At 69.2% G+C, this 14874-nt stretch carries 15 protein-coding genes; 12 read left to right on the forward strand and 3 right to left on the reverse strand.

Annotated features, from left to right (window positions below):
• Positions 1 to 13 precede the first annotated feature (13 nt).
• From ABD091_RS14935 to ABD091_RS14945, 3 genes are read left to right on the forward strand one after another with little or no spacing between them, the layout of a single operon-like run.
• Positions 14 to 1435, forward strand: a complete 1422-nt coding sequence (locus tag ABD091_RS14935; RefSeq protein ID WP_343920954.1) for an NAD(P)H-quinone dehydrogenase — start codon at positions 14 to 16, stop codon at positions 1433 to 1435.
• Positions 1436 to 1469: 34 nt separating this feature from the next.
• Complete coding sequence (locus ABD091_RS14940) at positions 1470 to 2648, forward strand: SpoIID/LytB domain-containing protein (RefSeq protein ID WP_343919820.1); 1179 nt, start codon at positions 1470 to 1472, stop codon at positions 2646 to 2648.
• 17 nt (positions 2649 to 2665) lie between these two features.
• The gene (locus tag ABD091_RS14945) at positions 2666 to 3853 is read left to right on the forward strand and encodes a SpoIID/LytB domain-containing protein (protein ID WP_343919822.1); all 1188 of its coding nucleotides are present in this window, start codon (positions 2666 to 2668) and stop codon (positions 3851 to 3853) included.
• Here ABD091_RS14945 and ABD091_RS14950 read toward each other — a convergent pair.
• Positions 3846 to 4589: a dienelactone hydrolase family protein gene (locus ABD091_RS14950; RefSeq protein WP_343919824.1), complete on the reverse strand. Its 744-nt coding sequence runs from the start codon at positions 4587 to 4589 to the stop codon at positions 3846 to 3848. The two genes, ABD091_RS14945 and ABD091_RS14950, sit on opposite strands and share 8 nt — an antisense overlap.
• A 17-nt stretch (positions 4590 to 4606) precedes the next feature.
• Positions 4607 to 5002 carry a VOC family protein gene (locus tag ABD091_RS14955; RefSeq protein ID WP_343919826.1) on the reverse strand — a complete coding sequence of 132 codons (396 nt, stop codon included), beginning with the start codon at positions 5000 to 5002 and terminating at the stop codon, positions 4607 to 4609.
• Between the two features lie 109 nt (positions 5003 to 5111).
• Here ABD091_RS14955 and ABD091_RS14960 point away from each other — a divergent pair, with 109 nt between their 5' ends.
• Genes ABD091_RS14960 through ABD091_RS14985 form a run of 6 tightly spaced genes read left to right on the forward strand, consistent with a single transcriptional unit; the run spans position 5112 to position 9218 of the window.
• Complete coding sequence (locus ABD091_RS14960) at positions 5112 to 5570, forward strand: DUF2975 domain-containing protein (protein WP_343919828.1); 459 nt, start codon at positions 5112 to 5114, stop codon at positions 5568 to 5570.
• 4 nt (positions 5571 to 5574) lie between these two features.
• Entirely contained in the window at positions 5575 to 5781 is a 207-nt protein-coding gene (locus ABD091_RS14965) for a helix-turn-helix domain-containing protein (RefSeq protein WP_343919830.1), read from the forward strand.
• Positions 5778 to 6680, forward strand: a complete 903-nt coding sequence (locus ABD091_RS14970; protein ID WP_343919832.1) for an ABC transporter ATP-binding protein — start codon at positions 5778 to 5780, stop codon at positions 6678 to 6680. The genes ABD091_RS14965 and ABD091_RS14970 overlap by 4 nt, the downstream gene beginning before the upstream one ends.
• Positions 6677 to 7558, forward strand: coding sequence for an ABC transporter permease subunit (locus ABD091_RS14975; RefSeq protein WP_343919834.1), 882 nt, complete (start codon positions 6677 to 6679; stop codon positions 7556 to 7558). Before ABD091_RS14970 ends, ABD091_RS14975 begins: the two co-directional genes overlap by 4 nt.
• Positions 7558 to 8469 (forward strand): ABC transporter ATP-binding protein, encoded by a 912-nt coding sequence (locus tag ABD091_RS14980; RefSeq protein WP_343919836.1) that lies wholly within the window; start codon positions 7558 to 7560, stop codon positions 8467 to 8469. Before ABD091_RS14975 ends, ABD091_RS14980 begins: the two co-directional genes overlap by 1 nt.
• The gene (locus tag ABD091_RS14985) at positions 8466 to 9218 is read left to right on the forward strand and encodes an ABC transporter permease (protein ID WP_343919838.1); all 753 of its coding nucleotides are present in this window, start codon (positions 8466 to 8468) and stop codon (positions 9216 to 9218) included. The genes ABD091_RS14980 and ABD091_RS14985 overlap by 4 nt, the downstream gene beginning before the upstream one ends.
• A gap of 10 nt (positions 9219 to 9228) precedes the next feature.
• Here ABD091_RS14985 and ABD091_RS14990 read toward each other — a convergent pair whose 3' ends face one another.
• Positions 9229 to 10962, reverse strand: coding sequence for a hypothetical protein (locus tag ABD091_RS14990; protein WP_343919840.1), 1734 nt, complete (start codon positions 10960 to 10962; stop codon positions 9229 to 9231).
• A gap of 270 nt (positions 10963 to 11232) precedes the next feature.
• Between ABD091_RS14990 and ABD091_RS14995 the strand changes: the two genes are divergently transcribed.
• The 3 genes from ABD091_RS14995 to ABD091_RS15005 all read left to right on the forward strand — a co-directional run bounded on the left by ABD091_RS14995 (position 11233) and on the right by ABD091_RS15005 (position 14872).
• Positions 11233 to 11463: a hypothetical protein gene (locus ABD091_RS14995; protein ID WP_343919842.1), complete on the forward strand. Its 231-nt coding sequence runs from the start codon at positions 11233 to 11235 to the stop codon at positions 11461 to 11463.
• Between the two features lie 665 nt (positions 11464 to 12128).
• Positions 12129 to 13448 (forward strand): choice-of-anchor B family protein, encoded by a 1320-nt coding sequence (locus tag ABD091_RS15000; protein ID WP_343919844.1) that lies wholly within the window; start codon positions 12129 to 12131, stop codon positions 13446 to 13448.
• Between the two features lie 92 nt (positions 13449 to 13540).
• Positions 13541 to 14872 carry a hypothetical protein gene (locus ABD091_RS15005; RefSeq protein ID WP_343919846.1) on the forward strand — a complete coding sequence of 444 codons (1332 nt, stop codon included), beginning with the start codon at positions 13541 to 13543 and terminating at the stop codon, positions 14870 to 14872.
• The last annotated feature ends 2 nt before the right edge of the window (positions 14873 to 14874 follow it).

Consider the following 14874-nt stretch of genomic DNA (forward strand, 5'->3'; position numbering starts at 1 on the left):
GAAGGAGGGACAGATGACCGCGGACCGCGTCGTCATCATCGGCGGAGGACCCGGCGGCTACGAGGCCGCCCACGTCGCCGCCCAGCTCGGCGCCGACGTCACCGTCGTCGACTCCGACGGGCTCGGCGGCTCGGCCGTCCTGACCGACTGCGTGCCGTCCAAGACGCTGATCGCCACCTCCGAGCTGATGAGCGAGATGGGCGACGCCGCCGAGCTCGGCATCCGCTTCACCGACCACGAGGGCGACGCCGCGACGGCCCTGGCGGTCGACCTGGCCACGGTCAACAAGCGGGTGCTCGCGCTGGCGGCGGAGCAGTCCTCCGACATCGCGCGGCGGCTCGAGCGCGACGGCGTGAAGGTCGTCCACGGCCGCGCCCGGCTCGCCGGCTCCGACCGGGTCTCGGTCGCGCTCACCGACCCTTCGACAGGCTCAGGAGGGACCGGCGGGGTGCAGGAGCTCGAGGCCGACGCGATCCTGCTGGCGACGGGTGCTGCCCCCCGGACGCTGCCGAGCGCCCAGCCCGACGGCGAGCGGATCCTGACCTGGGAGCAGGTCTACGACCTGACCGAGGCGCCGGAGCACCTGATCGTCGTCGGATCCGGCGTCACCGGCGCCGAGTTCGCCTCGGCCTACCTTTCCCTCGGCATCGACGTCTCGCTCGTCTCCTCCCGCGACCGGGTGCTGCCCGGCGAGGACGCCGACGCGGCGCTCGTGCTGGAGGACGTCCTGACCCGTCGCGGCATGAACGTCCTGTCGAAGTCGCGCATGGAGTCGGTGACCCGCGACGGCGACACCGTCACGGTCACCCTCACCGACGGTCGCACGGTCACCGGTTCCCACTGCATCCTCGCCCTCGGCTCGGTCCCGAACACGGGCGACCTCGGGCTCGACGAGGCCGGGGTCCAGGTCGACGACGGTGGGTTCATCACCGTCGACCGGGTCTCCCGCACCACCGCCCGCGGTGTCTACGCCGCCGGCGACTGCACCGGCGTCCTGATGCTGGCCTCGGTCGCGGCCATGCAGGGCCGCATCGCGATGTGGCACTTCCTCGGCGACGCCGTCGCGCCGCTGGACCTGCGGCAGGTCTCGGCCAACGTGTTCACCGTCCCGGAGATCGCGACCGTCGGCTGCTCCCAGAAGGCCGTTGACGAGGGGGACATGCAGGCCGAGGCGGTCACGCTGCCGCTCTCGGGGAACGCCCGGGCCAAGATGCAGGGCGTGAGCGACGGTTTCGTCAAGCTCTTCTGCCGGCCCGGCACGGGCATCGTCGTCGGGGGCGTGGTCGTCGGCCCGCGCGCCAGCGAGCTGATCCACCCGGTCTCGATCGCGGTCGCCTGCTCGCTGACGGCCGACCAGCTCGCTCACGCCTTCACGGTCTATCCGTCGATGAGCGGCTCGATCGCCGAGGCCGCTCGGCGTCTCCACCACGTGTGACCCGGCCCTTGACCGAGGTGTGAGGATGTCCCCCATGTCTCGGGGGATGAAGCTCACTGCACTGACCGCTGCGCTCACGATCGCGCTGCCGATGGCTCCGGCCGCGGCCGACGACCCCTATCAGGACTTCCCGCAGGACGCGGTCGTCACGATCGTCGGTGACGGCAGCGGCCACGGCCGGGGGATGTCGCAGTACGGCGCCTACAGCGCTGCCCGCGACGGCGTCGCCCACCGGGCGATCCTGAAGACCTACTACCCGAAGACCCGGTGGACGCATCTCGGTGGCTCGATCGAGGTCCTGGTCAGCAACGACGACGACCGCGACCTGGTTGTGCAGGACGTCGCCGGGCTGAAGGTCCGCAAGGTCGGCTCCCGCCGGACCTGGCGCGCCGACGCCGGGCGGGCCAAGCGCTGGCGGATCAAGCCGGGCTCGGGCGCCACCAACGTGGTGTCCTACTACGCCGGGCGGTGGCGCACGTGGAAGAAGGTCCGGGGTGACCTGGAGTTCACGGCCGGCTCCCGCAGCCTGCGGTTGTCCACGCCCGACGGCGCCGTCTCCTACCGGAGTGCCCTGCGGTCCTCGCGCGACGACCACGGCGACCGGGTCACGGTCAACGTGCTTCCTCTCGAGCAGTACGTCCGCGGCGTCGTGCCGTCGGAGATGCAGGCCGGCTGGCCGCAGCAGGCCCTGCGCGCGCAGGCGGTGGCCTCCCGCAGCTACGCCGCGTGGCGGCGTATTCACGCGCTCGACGTCGCCTACGACATCTGCGACACCGCGCTCTGCCAGGTCTACGGCGGCGCCTCCGCCGAGACCGCGGCCACGAACAAGGCGGTGAAGGGGACCGCGAAGCAGGTGCTGACCCACCGCCGGAAGCCGATCTTCGCCGAGTTCTCCGCGGCCGACGGCGGGTGGACCGTCGACGGCGGGAAGCCCTACCTCCCCGCCCAGGCGGACCCCTACGAGGGGACCTCTTCCGACTACTACGGCTGGAAGGTCGAGGTGCCGGTCTCCGACATGCTCGAGGAGTACGACTACGACGAGCTGCAGCTGATCGGGATCGAGGAGCGCGACGGCAACGGGCGCCGCGGCGGCCGCGTCGAGCAGGTGAGGGTCACGGCCGGCTCCGGCTTCACCGACACGATCACCGGCGACGCGTTCCGGGTCGACTGGGGGCTGCCGTCCACGCTGTTCACCATCACGAAGGTCGACTAGCACCTACCATCGAGCGGGTGCCCTCCCTCCGCTCGCTGCTGCCTGCCTGCGTGCTCGCCGGCGCGCTGGCGCTGACCGCCGCGCCGGCGCACGCCGCCGACGCGTGGGACGTGCCGCGCAACGCCACGATCGTGCTCAAGGGCCACGGCTACGGCCACGGCCACGGCATGTCGCAGTACGGCGCGGAGGGCGCCGCTCGCGACGGCCTCTCCTACGAGGAGATCGCGGAGTTCTACTACCCGAAGACCGCGTGGGGGCGCGCCAGAGGGCGGATCCGGGTCCAGATCACCGGCGACACCACCGACGACCTGGTCGTGCTGCCGCGCCCAGGGCTGACGGTGCGCGACCTCGGGACCGGCCAGTCGTGGGAGCTGCCCGACAACGACGCCACCCGCTGGCGGGTGACGCGGCTCCGCGACGGTCGCAACCGGGTCACCTTCCTGCGCGACGGCTCGTGGCGCGGCTGGCGGATGCTGGACGGCCTCGGTGCGTTCTCCCGCGGCGGGGACCCGGTCCCGCTCGTGACGCCCTCCGGCACGGTCGCCTACCGCGGCACGCTCGCGGCGCTCGCGCCTGCGGACGCACCGGCTGCCCGGGTCACCGTCAACACGCTGCGGCTCGAGCACTACCTCCGCGGGGTCGTCCCGCTGGAGATCCCCGCGCTGTGGACCCCCGCGGCCGTGCAGGCCCAGGCGGTCGCGGCCCGCACCTACGCGGCGTACGAGCGGGCGCACCCGCGGGCGTCCGTCTTCGACCTCTGCGACACCTGGTCGTGCCAGGTCTACGGCGGCGTCCCGGCCGAGCACAGCGCCTCGAACGACGCGGTGGCCCAGACCCGCCGGCGGGTGCTGAAGCATGGCGGCGGGCCGGCCTTCACGCAGTTCTCCTCCTCCAGCGGTGGCTGGACGTCGGCCGGCTCGGTGCCCTACCTCGTCGCGAAGGAGGACCCCTACGACGACTGGAAGGGCAACCCCCACCACGACTGGAAGGTGACGGTCGCCGACGACCGCATCGAGTCGGCCTGGCCGAGCCTCGGCAACCTGCGGCGCATCGTGGTCGTCGAGCGCGAGGGTGCCGGGCAGTGGGGAGGCCGCGTCGAGACCGTGCGGTTCGTCGGCTCCCGCAACAACGTCACCGTCTCGGGCGACACCCTGCGCTCGACGCTGGGCCTGAAGTCGACCTACCTTACCTTCCGCGTCAGCTGAGCGTCCGCGCGAAAAGTGCCTCGAGCTCGGCGTAGTGCCGCTCGGCGCCCGCCTCCTGGTACATCGCCGTGTCGGCCATCGTGTAGCCGTGGGGGGCGTCGGGGTAGACCTCGTTCCTCACCGTGAGGTCGTACGACGCGAGCGTGGCGCCGAGCGTGGCGACCGCGGCCGGCGGCATCGACCGGTCGTGGTCGGCGTGGCCGAAGACGAGCTCGGCCCGGACGTGCTCGGCGGCGAGGTGGGGGCTGTCGGGCTCGTCGGTGACCAGCCCGCCGCCGTGGAAGCCGCCGCACGCGGCGTACTCCTCGGAGTGGGCGCCGGCGGCCCGGAGCGCGAGGCGCGCGCCCATGCAGTAGCCCGTGGTGCCCATCGGCCCGTCGGTGACGCCGTCGAGGTCGCGGAGGAAGCGGGTGTAGGCGGCGATGTCGGGGAGGGCGAGGTCGGAGGTGAGGCGACCGACACGGGGCATCGCGTCGGCGAAGAAGGCCTCCCGGGCCCCGTCCTCCGTCAGGTCGGTGTGGGGACGCATCGCGTCGACGTCGCCCTCGCGGTGGAAGACGTTCGGTGCGACCACGACGTAGCCCCACGAGGCGATCCGGTCGCACATGTCGGCGATCTGCGGCCGGACGCCGATCGCGTCCATGAAGAACAGCACGCCCGGCCCGGACCCTCCCGCGGGTCGCGAGACGTGGGCCTGGGCGGTGCCGCCGGGGACAGGGATGTCGACGAGGTCCATGCCCCCGACGCTACGACCTACCCCCTGATCAGGCAGAAGGGGTGGCCGGCGGGATCGAGGTAGACGCGGAAGCCACCGTCCGTCGAGGGCTGGTGGGCGTGCTTGCGGGCGCCCAGGCCGAGGACGTGCGCCTCGGAGGCGTCCATGTCGGGGGTGCAGAGATCGAGGTGGAACTGCTGGGGGTGAGCGCCCCCGGGCCACGTCGGCGTCACGAAGCCGTCGATCCGCTGGAAGGCCAGGGCCGGCCGGCCGTCGGGGTTCTCGGGGGAGATCCCGCCTTCGGGCGGCGCGAGGACCGCGAAGTCACGGGTCGCGCTGTCCTCGGGGGTCCAGCCGAGCACCTCGCCGTAGAAGGCGGCGAGCTCGAGGGCGTCGGGGCAGTCGAGGATGATCAGGTCGAGCTTGGGTCTCATGCGGCGACCGTACGACGGGTTCCGGACGGATCGGTTCCTGATCAGGCACGACCCGCCTGAACGGTAGAAATCTATTGACTCTCGATAGGCAACAGTCGATCATCGACACATGACATGGCTCTCGACGCGGGTGGTCCCGGTGCTCCGCGCGGTCATCGGGACCGCCTTCCTCGCGGTCCTGGTGCTGATGCTGCTCAGCTTCCCCGGCGCCCTGCGCGACTCCGAGGACCGCGGGGTGCTGCTGTTCGTGGTCGAGGCCGAGCTGCTGTGCGTCCAGGTCGTCCTGGTCTCGACGTGGCGGCTGCTGGGGATGGTCGCGGCCGACCGGATCTTCAGCGACGACGCCTTCCGGTGGGTCGACGCGATCCTCGGCGCGATCGTCGTCGGCTGGTTGGTCTGGGTCGGCTTCGGTGTCCTGGTGCTCGTCGGCTCCGACGACCCCGGCACCCCGATCGCCGTCGCCGTGGTCGGCCTCGGCATCACCGTCGTCGGGCTGCTGATGGTCGTGATGCGCGCGCTGCTCCGGCAGGCGACGACGCTGCAGACCGACATGGACGCGGTGATCTAGGGACATGCCGATCGTCGTACGCATCGATGTCGAGCTCGCGCGACGCAAGATGGGGGTGGGGGAGTTCGCCGAGAAGGTCGGGCTCACCCCCGCCAACGTGGCGGTGCTGAAGAACGGCCGGGCCAAGGCGGTGCGGTTCTCGACCCTGGAGGCGATGTGCGAGGTGCTGGAGTGCCAGCCGGGCGACCTGCTGGAGTGGGTGCCGGAGTGAGCGCGTCGCTGGTCGCGACCGAGGCGCTGACGATGACCTACGCCGGCGGCGTCACGGCCCTCGCCGACCTGACCGTCGACGTCCGCAGCGGCGTGACGGGGCTGGTGGGTGCCAACGGCGCGGGCAAGTCGACCCTGCTCAAGATCCTGCTCGGCCTGCTCGAGCCGACGTCGGGCTCGGTGCACGTCCTCGGCCTCGACGCCCGCGGGGAGGGGCCGGCGATCCGGGAGCGCGTCGGCTACATGCCCGAGCACGACTGCCTGCCGCCCGACGTGTCCGCCACCGAGTTCTGCGTCCACCTCGGCCGGATGTCCGGGCTGCCGACGACCGCGGCGCGTGAGCGCACCGCCGACGTGCTGCGCCACGTCGGCCTCTACGAGGAGCGCTACCGCCCGATGGGCGGCTACTCGACCGGCATGAAGCAGCGGGTCAAGCTCGCCCAGGCGCTGGTCCACGACCCCGACCTGGTCCTCCTCGACGAGCCGACCAACGGACTCGACCCCGCCGGCCGCGACGACATGCTCGACCTGATCCGGCGGATCGGCTCCGACTTCGGCATCTCGGCGGTCGTCACCAGCCACCTCCTCGGGGAGCTCGAGCGGACCTGTGACGCCGTCGTCGTGATCGACGGGGGCCGCCTCCTGCGGCAGTCCTCGACGGCCGACGTCACCGCCGAGACCCCGGTCGTGGCGGTCGAGGTCGACGGCGACCCCTCGCCGCTCGCCGCCCGGCTCGCCGAGGCCGGGGTGGAGGTGGAGGCCCGGGGCCGGCTGCTCCACGTCGACGTGGCCGACCCGGCGGCCTACGACGTGGTGCGCGACGCCTGCGCCGAGCTCGGCCTGGGGCTGGTCCGGATGGAGCGGCAGCGGCACCGGATGGTGGAGGTGTTCTCCTCATGAGCGAGCAGGCGCCCGCCGGGGCGATCCACGACATCGGCTACCGCCACTACGACGGGCCGCGGCTCGGCGCGTCCTACGTCCGGCGCTCGCTCTTCGTCGACACCGCCCGCGGCGCCTTCGGCCTCGGCCGGTCGGGCCGCTCCAAGGTGGTCCCGTTCGTGCTGCTCGCCGTGATGTGCGGGCCCGCGGTGGTGATGGGCATCGTGACCGGCTACTTCAACCTCCCGACGCTCCCGCTCGGCTACACGGAGTACTCCTTCGCGCTCCAGGTCGCGGTCGTGATCTTCCTCGGCTCCCAGGCGCCCGTCGCGGTGTCCCGTGATCTGCGGTTCCGGGTCGCGCCGCTCTACTTCTCGCGGCCGATCAGCCGGGAGCAGTACGTCCAGGCGAAGTACGCCGGGCTCGCGACCGCGCTCTTCCTGCTGCTCGCGCTGCCGGTCCTGTTGCTCTTCGTGGGCGCGCTCCTGGCCGAGCTGCCGCTCGACGACCAGCTCGGCGGGCTCGCGCGCGGGCTCGCGGGGTCGGCGGTGCTCGCGCTGGTGCTGGCCGGCATCGGCCTGGTGATCGCGGCACTCACCCCCCGCCGCGGGCTCGGCGTGGCCGCGGTCGTCGGCGTGCTGCTGGTGTCGGCCGGGGTGCAGGGGATCGTCCGTGGGCTCGCCGAGGAGTTCGGCAACGACACCCTGGCCGGCTACGCCGGCCTGCTGAACCCATTCACCCTCGTCGACGGGGTCGTCGCGGGGCCCTTCGGCGGCGACTCGGTCCTCGGTACCCCACCCACAGGGCCGGCCATGGGTGCGGTCTTCGCGATGACGGCGGCGGCGGTCGTGATGGCGAGCTACGGCATCCTCCTGCTCCGCTTCCGGAGGTCCCTCTGATGGCGATCATCGACCTCGCGCAGGTCTCGCGCTGGTACGGCAACGTCGTGGCGGTCAACGACGTCTCGATGCGGCTCGAGCCCGGCGTGACCGGCCTGCTCGGTCCCAACGGCGCCGGCAAGTCGACCCTCATCACGATGATGGCGGGGTTCCTGCCGCCGTCGGCCGGCTCGGTCACGCTCGGCGGCCGCCCCCTCCACGGTGACCCCTCGGTCTATCGCGAGATCGGGCTCGTCCCCGAGCGGGAGGAGATGTACGACGCCGTCACCGGCTGGACCTTCGTGCTCGCCAACGCCAGGCTCCACCGGCTCCCGGACCCGGAGGCCGCCGCCCGGCGCGCGATCGCCACCGTCGAGATGGCCGACGCCCAGGACCGTGACATCCGCGGCTACTCCAAGGGCATGAAGCAGCGGATCAAGATGGCGACCGCGATCGTCCACGACCCGACCGTGCTGCTGCTCGACGAGCCCTTCAACGGCATGGACCCGCGCCAGCGGCTCCACCTGATGGAGCTGCTCCACCGGCTCGGCGACGAGGGCCGCACGATCCTCTTCAGCAGCCACATCCTCGAGGAGGTCGAGCAGATCGCCGGCCGGATCGAGGTCATGGTGGCCGGGAGGCACGCGGCGTCCGGAGACTTCCGCGAGATCCGGCGGCTGATGACCCAGCGGCCCCACCAGTACACGATCCGCTCGTCCGACGACCGAGCGCTCGCCGCGGCGGTGATCGGCGCCGGGTCCACCAGCGGCGTCGAGCTCGCCGACGACGGCGTGCACGTCCAAGCCACCGACTTCGCCGCCTTCGTCCACGCCCTCCCGCGACTGGCCGCCGATCGTGGCATCCGGCTGCTCGAGGTCCGGCCCGCCGACGAGTCCCTCGAGTCCGTCTTCTCCTACCTGGTGGCGCGATGAACCCGACCGTCATGCAGCTGACCGCGCGCAGCCTCCTGGGGCGTCGCCGCGCCCTGCTCCTCCTCGCGCTGCCGATCGTCCTGCTCGGCCTCTGCGCCCTGGCCCGGGTCCTGGCGGGCTTCGACGACGGCCTCGCGGAGACGATCGACTCCGGGTTCGCCACGAACCTCCTCGGCAGCTTCGGGATCGGCGTGGTGATGCCGCTGCTCGGCCTGATCGCCGGAACCGGCTCCATCGGCCCGGAGATCGACGAGGGCTCGATCGTCTACCTGCTGGCCAAGCCGCTCAACCGCTACCAGATCGTCGTCTCCAAGCTGGTCGTCGCGATCGGGGTGCTGGTGGTGTTCGGGGTCCTGCCCGTGGCGGTCGCGGGGCTGGTGCTCACCGGCTCGCTCGGCGGCATCACCGCCGCCTACGCCCTGGGGGCGCTGGTCGCCGGGGTGGCCTACGCCGCGCTCTTCCTGCTGCTCGCCGTCCTCACCCGCAACGCGGTGGTGATCGGGCTCGTCTACGCCCTGGTCTGGGAGTCGCTCCTCGGTGGGCTGGCCCCCGGTGCCCAGACCCTGTCGGTCCAGCAGTGGGCGCTGGCCGTGGTCGAGCGGGTCCTCGGCGACGACGCGGTCCTGCTGGGCGTCGAGTCCGCGGTCTCGCTCGCGACCGGGGTCGTGCTGCTGCTCGTCGTGGCGCTCGGCTGCACGGCCTACGCCGGGCGCCGGCTGCAGTCCCTGCGCCTCACCGGGGAGGTATGAGTCGCCGCGATCACAGATCGGGCTGACTGCTGTCCACATCACTCGACTGCAGGGCAGCGTCGATAGCGCCCCGGGACATTCTTCGGCGCGGGTAGTCGCTCCAGTAACGAGCGTATTCGGTGTCAAAGGTGGGTCGGAAACGAAGCGCCTCGTTCGGGCGAGCAAACACCGCGGCCGGAACAACGTACTGTGCTCCGCCCCTAAGCCTCGGCATTCGATTCCAGTCAAAAGCGCTCGGACGCGCGAACAGCACTTCGGTTCCGTTTGCGCTTCGCAGCGTGTATACCCGACGCTGCCACTCATCGCCGTCAACCGAAACGGCACGAAATAATGTGCGCGCTAGCCCATCGACCTGTAGGCGGGTGATGACCCGCTCCGCAGCGTCTACCGCCTGGTCCAGTCTTGAGATCTCAGGCGTCGTCGCACGGTAGTGCAACATTTCGTTTCGAACGGCAGCGACATTCGCCTCATCGAGTGACCGACTCGCAAAACGGAGGGTCTCAATAATTCTCGACTGGGATCTATCGAGCAAGTCCAAGAAGGGGAGTACGTGTACGAAAGCGAACTTCTTCAACTCGGTATGAGTCGCATAATTTGGATAGTCAGATTCTTCGCGCACGTATTCGGCTGGACGCGCCAATGCATCTTCCAGCAGATCGGCTAGCAGTGCGAATCCTTGGATCAATGGATACAACGTATTCTTGCCGCCGAAGTCAAACGACTCGCTTTCTGGCTGTTGCCTCATCGCGAACGAGTTGAGGACAGAAAATGAGCCAAGACGCTCGCGACTAGGTTCATAGGTGAAGGGCCGATCTTGTGACAAGTGATCTGTCGTCAGTGTCCAAGTGGCGTAGGCAAGAGTGTCATCCAGGACACCCTCGAGTTGCTTGAAGAAGTTGGCTGCGCGCGCAGTCATCTCGACGCTATCCACCCTGGCGCCAACGCCCGCAGTTTGACAAAAGCGGCGAAGTCTGCCGGCGTGATCCCAAAAGTCCTTTCGCAGGTCTTGCACTCGTCGCTCCTCGAAGCCAAGCTTCCAGAGAGTCGCTTCTATGAAGGCATCATCGGATGGAAAGTCGGCATAATCGAGTCCGAGGGTTTCTCCGGCGTGCAATTGATTCGAGTGTCTCGATAAAATGAGCCTCCGCACGACCTCGTCGGCGCCCGCGGATCGAACCAATTCATCCAATCGCTCTTGAGGGTCAGCGCCGTCAACGTGGCGCAGCTGCCAATTTAGTTCGCTCAGTTCATCCGAATCTGTAAGGTCGAATAGAGAGTCGGCAAGTCGGCCCAAGCGCATATTGCCTATTGGAAACGAGTCAGAGGTAAACCGAAGGCCGTTCTCAGATATTTCTGGATATACCCCGAAAGTTCCGTAGTCCATTCCCCGGTTTGTCATGAGCCGCCGAATTTCGCCCTGCTGCACGCCAATGTGGGCGGCAGCTTCTTCGTTAGCGTGAATCAAACTGTCGACGCGGTCTAAAATATCGTCATTGCGCGCGAGGAGTAGGAGTTGAAGCACTTCGGCGCGACCAAGAGTTTCGACAGCATCTTCCGCCTTACCGATGACGCCGAGAGGCTCCAGGCGAGACCGCAACTCGCCAGCCGTAGTGTCCATGAGAACGGAGAGAAGCAGACGCAGCTCTCCGTCTGAGAACAGGTCACCTAGTGCCAACAGGGTGGGTTCGAGTGTTCTGTCGTCGTACCGGAGCCCTTCAGTCCCAGAGATACGGCGTACGAACATAGCCCACTCCGACTCATCCTCACCAAATGAGTCAAGGACCTGCCGAAATGCTTGCTGGCTTTGATTTATTGATGCTGTCTGGTCACTGCTTAGGCGTGTGCGATGAATTCGAGAGCACGTAAGTTCGCTGCAGTGGTACATCGGCACAGTTCGCCTGGGTCCCAGCCACCGCTTCTCAGGGCTACGCAGGAGTCCGAAAGGGCCGGACACAAACTGCGCGGTCTGAAAAACGCCGATTGGAAGCCCGTCCAGTAGTTCCAGGGTATCCGCGTGGGAGAGAGTGTCTCGACCGTCCTCGAAGAGGTCCGCGGCGCGGTCATAGAGGTCACGCCCAAATATAAAGGGAAATCGCAACTCTCGGTCGCGGATTTGACGGTCGAGCAGGCTACGCAGTCCTTCGACATCGGTTTCCGCGATATCGACAAGGGGCTCTCTGTGGACGAGTCTCAGGAGGCACAACATTCGTGCGTCTTTGGCCTTGACCTCATGTTTTGTGACTAACTTCTGAAGGACTCTGTTCCCGAGGTCCGTGAGATGTACGACTGTAGTGAGTTCGTCTGGAATCTTGTACTTATCGCACAGAATGGAGGATGCGTAAAACTGAACCAGATGCGAGAGTTCCACAAACTTTTCTCGCCATTCCTCGTCGCCATAAGCATCCGCTAGTTCTGTCTGAGTCAGCCGCAAAGTCTCCATCGATCCCCGTCAATGCGTCGCAGATCAAGCCTGCTGGTGAATGTAGAGACGGATGCTAGCCCGGTTTCAACTCGGCCGCTCGGATCGGACTGGTATCGCTGGGCAGAGCTGATCCGAGACGACAGGTTCCGCAGGTCAAACGTCCGCTGAGCAACACCGTCCTCACGCATTCGGGGAGTGGCCGGGGTCGTGCCGCTGGGGTGGGTGAGGGTGGCTCGTTGCCACATCAACTACGCCGTCAGGATTCGGCCGCGGCGGCCGCGTCGGCTGCCGGGCCCGCGACACGGACTCGCGTCCTAGGCCCGGCCTACGCCGGGCGCCGGCTGCAGTTCCTGCGCCTCACCGGGGAGGTATGAGCGGGTTCACAGGCGTCGGTGCGGGACGCTAGGTTGTCGGGCACGGCGGGGGTCACGTGGGCACCCGCCTCTCGGGAGGTGTGGCATATGAACGGCAGGTTGGCAGTCACGGTCGTGGCAGCCCTCGCAGTGGCGACAGTGGGCATCGGGGCGTCCTACGGTGGCGACGAGAAGAAGCGCAACGTGCACAACGCGACGGGCTCGGAGCAGGCGAAGCAGTTCGCCCAGATCAAGGGCGCGGACACCCGGGCCGCCTCGAAGGTCGGTCGGACGGCCGAGCGCTGCGTCGACGGCATGGCCGGGGAGTTCCCGTGCGACGGCATCGACATGCTGTCCCACGTCGACCGCGAGGAGCTCGGGCTGAGCTTCGTCAACGACATCTGGGGCTGGACCGACCGCAACAAGCACCACTACGCGCTGGTCGGCGGCACCGAGGGGACGGTGTTCGTCGACGTCACCCACCCGCGCCGTCCCGACATCGTCGGGACCCTGCCGAGCCACTCGCTCGAGGGCGGCGGGTTCTGGCGCGACATCAAGGTCTACGACGACCACGCCTACATCGTGTCCGAGCACGACGGCCACCAGATGCAGGTCTTCGACCTCCACGAGCTGCGGGGAGTGACCGGTGACCCGGTGACCTTCGAGGAGACCACGCTCTACGACGTGGGCGGCGCCGGCAACACCCACAACCTCAACATCAACGAGGACACCGGCTTCGCCTACCTCCTCGGCACCAGCACCTGCTCGGGCGGCCTCCACATGGTCGACCTGAGCAGCCCGGAGGAGCCGACGTTCGCCGGCTGCTTCGAGGACCACGGCTACATCCACGACGCCCAGTGCGTCGTCTACCGGGGTCCCGACCGCGACTACCGCGGCCGCGAGATCTGCTTCAACGCCAACGCCGAGTTCGTCGGCCCCACGATCGAGGACATCGAGAACACCGTCTCGATCGTCGACGTCACCGACAAGGAGAACCCCGAGCCGCTCGCGCGGGTCTTCTACGGCACCGACGGCTACAGCCACCAGGGCTGGCTCGCCAAGGGGCAGCGCTACTACATCCACGGTGACGAGCTCGACGAGGAGCTGACCGGCGTCAACACGACCACGCGGGTCTGGGACGTCAGCGACCTCGACGACCCGGAGCTGACCGGGGTGTTCGCCAACGAGACCACCTCGATCGACCACAACCTCTACACCAAGGGCAACAGCTCCTACCACTCCAACTACACCTCGGGCCTGCGGATCTACGACCTCTCGCGGCTCGGCAAGGGCAAGCTCTCCGAGGACGCCTTCTTCGACCTCTACCCGGAGAACGACGACCCGACGTTCGAGGGCGGGACGTGGAGCAACTACCCCTACTTCAAGGGGGATCGGTTCGTGGCCACCAGCTCGATGGACCGCGGGCTGTTCGTGCTCCAGGAACGCGGCAACTGACCCACACCCACGCGACGCGGCCGGGCCTCGGGCCCGGCCGCGTCGCTGCGTGACGGACCGGAGACGAGGCGAGGACGCTGGACGACCAGGTGGTGCGGGCCCACGGCATCGGCGGGGCGGCCGACCTGCCGATCCCGCTGTCGTTCGTGGTCGTCGGGGCCGGGGTCGCCCTCGCCCTGTCCTTCGCCGTGATGGCGCTGGCGTGGCGCACCTCCCGCTTCGACGAGCCCCGCGACGGGCGGCTGCTGCCGGCGTGGGTGGCGACCGCGGTCGACTCCGCGTGGCTGCGGGGCGCGATCCGGGTGCTCGGCCTGGTCGTGGCGGCGTACGTCGGGTGGGCGGCGGTGGCGGGCGGCGACGCCCCCGAGAACCCCGCGCTCGGGGTCTTCTACATCTACCTCTGGGTGGGGCTGGTCCCGGTGTCGTTGCTGCTCGGCCACGTGTGGCCGCTGCTGTCGCCGGTGCGCACGATCCACGTCGCGGTCTCGCGGCTGCTACGGACCCCGCCGTCGGAGGGCAGCGCCGACTACCCGCCGTGGCTCGGCTGCTGGCCGGCGGCAATCGCCCTCTTCGCCTTCGTCTGGACCGAGCTGGTCAACCCGGCCGCGGAGCACGTCTCGACCGTCGTCACCTGGGTGTCCCTCTACACCGCGGTGATGCTGGTCGGGGCGACTCTCTACGGTGACCGGTTCCTCGCCCGCGCCGACCCGTTCGAGGCGTGGTTCGGGTTGGTCGCCCGGCTCTCCCCGTGGGCGCGGGTCGCTGACGGCGACGGCAGGTCGCGGGTCGCGCTGCGCAACCCGCTGGTCAACCTCGCGCGCGTCAGGCCGGAGCCCGGGCTCGTGGCCCTGGTGGCGGTGCTGCTCGGCTCGACGGCCTACGACAGCTTCAGCCGTGCGGTGTGGTGGATCCAGGCGACCGCCGGCTCGGCGTTCGTGCCACCTGTCGTGCGGGAGACCGCGGTGCTCCTCGGCTTCGTGCTGCTGGTCGGGGTCTCGTTCTCGGTCGCCGCGGTGATGGGTTCCGGTGCCACCGGGGGGGAACGGCGACGGCTCCCGGCCCGGCTCGCCCACTCGCTCGTGCCGATCGGCGTCGGCTACGTCTTCGCCCACTACCTCACGCTGCTGCTCGAGTCGGGACAGGCCTACCTGATCTTCCTGTCCGACCCGATGGTGACTGGCGAGGCCGACCTGCTCGGCACCCGCGACTGGACGATCACCTACTTCCTCTCGCTGCGGCCCACCCTGCTGGCCACCCTCAAGGTCGGCTTCGTGCTCCTCGGCCACGTCCTGGCCGTCGTCGCGGCGCACGACCGCGCCGTGCGGCTGCTGCCGCCGGCCCACGCCGTGCGCGGCCAGCTCGCCATGCTGGTCCTCATGGTCTGCTACACCGTGGGCGGCCTGCTGCTGCTCTTCAGCGTCTGAGG

The organism is Nocardioides aestuarii, assembly GCF_039527245.1.
Classification (GTDB): Bacteria; Actinomycetota; Actinomycetes; order Propionibacteriales; family Nocardioidaceae; genus Nocardioides; species Nocardioides aestuarii.

Coding starts and splice junctions, on each gene's coding strand:
- ABD091_RS14935 (WP_343920954.1), top strand. CDS start 14: ATGACCGCGGACCGCGTCGTCATCATCGGCGGAGGACCCGGCGGCTAC.
- ABD091_RS14940 (WP_343919820.1), top strand. CDS start 1,470: ATGTCTCGGGGGATGAAGCTCACTGCACTGACCGCTGCGCTCACGATC.
- ABD091_RS14950 (WP_343919824.1), bottom strand. CDS start 4,589: ATGGACCTCGTCGACATCCCTGTCCCCGGCGGCACCGCCCAGGCCCAC.
- ABD091_RS14955 (WP_343919826.1), bottom strand. CDS start 5,002: ATGAGACCCAAGCTCGACCTGATCATCCTCGACTGCCCCGACGCCCTC.
- ABD091_RS14960 (WP_343919828.1), top strand. CDS start 5,112: ATGACATGGCTCTCGACGCGGGTGGTCCCGGTGCTCCGCGCGGTCATC.
- ABD091_RS14965 (WP_343919830.1), top strand. CDS start 5,575: ATGCCGATCGTCGTACGCATCGATGTCGAGCTCGCGCGACGCAAGATG.
- ABD091_RS14975 (WP_343919834.1), top strand. CDS start 6,677: ATGAGCGAGCAGGCGCCCGCCGGGGCGATCCACGACATCGGCTACCGC.
- ABD091_RS14980 (WP_343919836.1), top strand. CDS start 7,558: ATGGCGATCATCGACCTCGCGCAGGTCTCGCGCTGGTACGGCAACGTC.
- ABD091_RS14985 (WP_343919838.1), top strand. CDS start 8,466: ATGAACCCGACCGTCATGCAGCTGACCGCGCGCAGCCTCCTGGGGCGT.
- ABD091_RS14990 (WP_343919840.1), bottom strand. CDS start 10,962: ATGTTCGTACGCCGTATCTCTGGGACTGAAGGGCTCCGGTACGACGAC.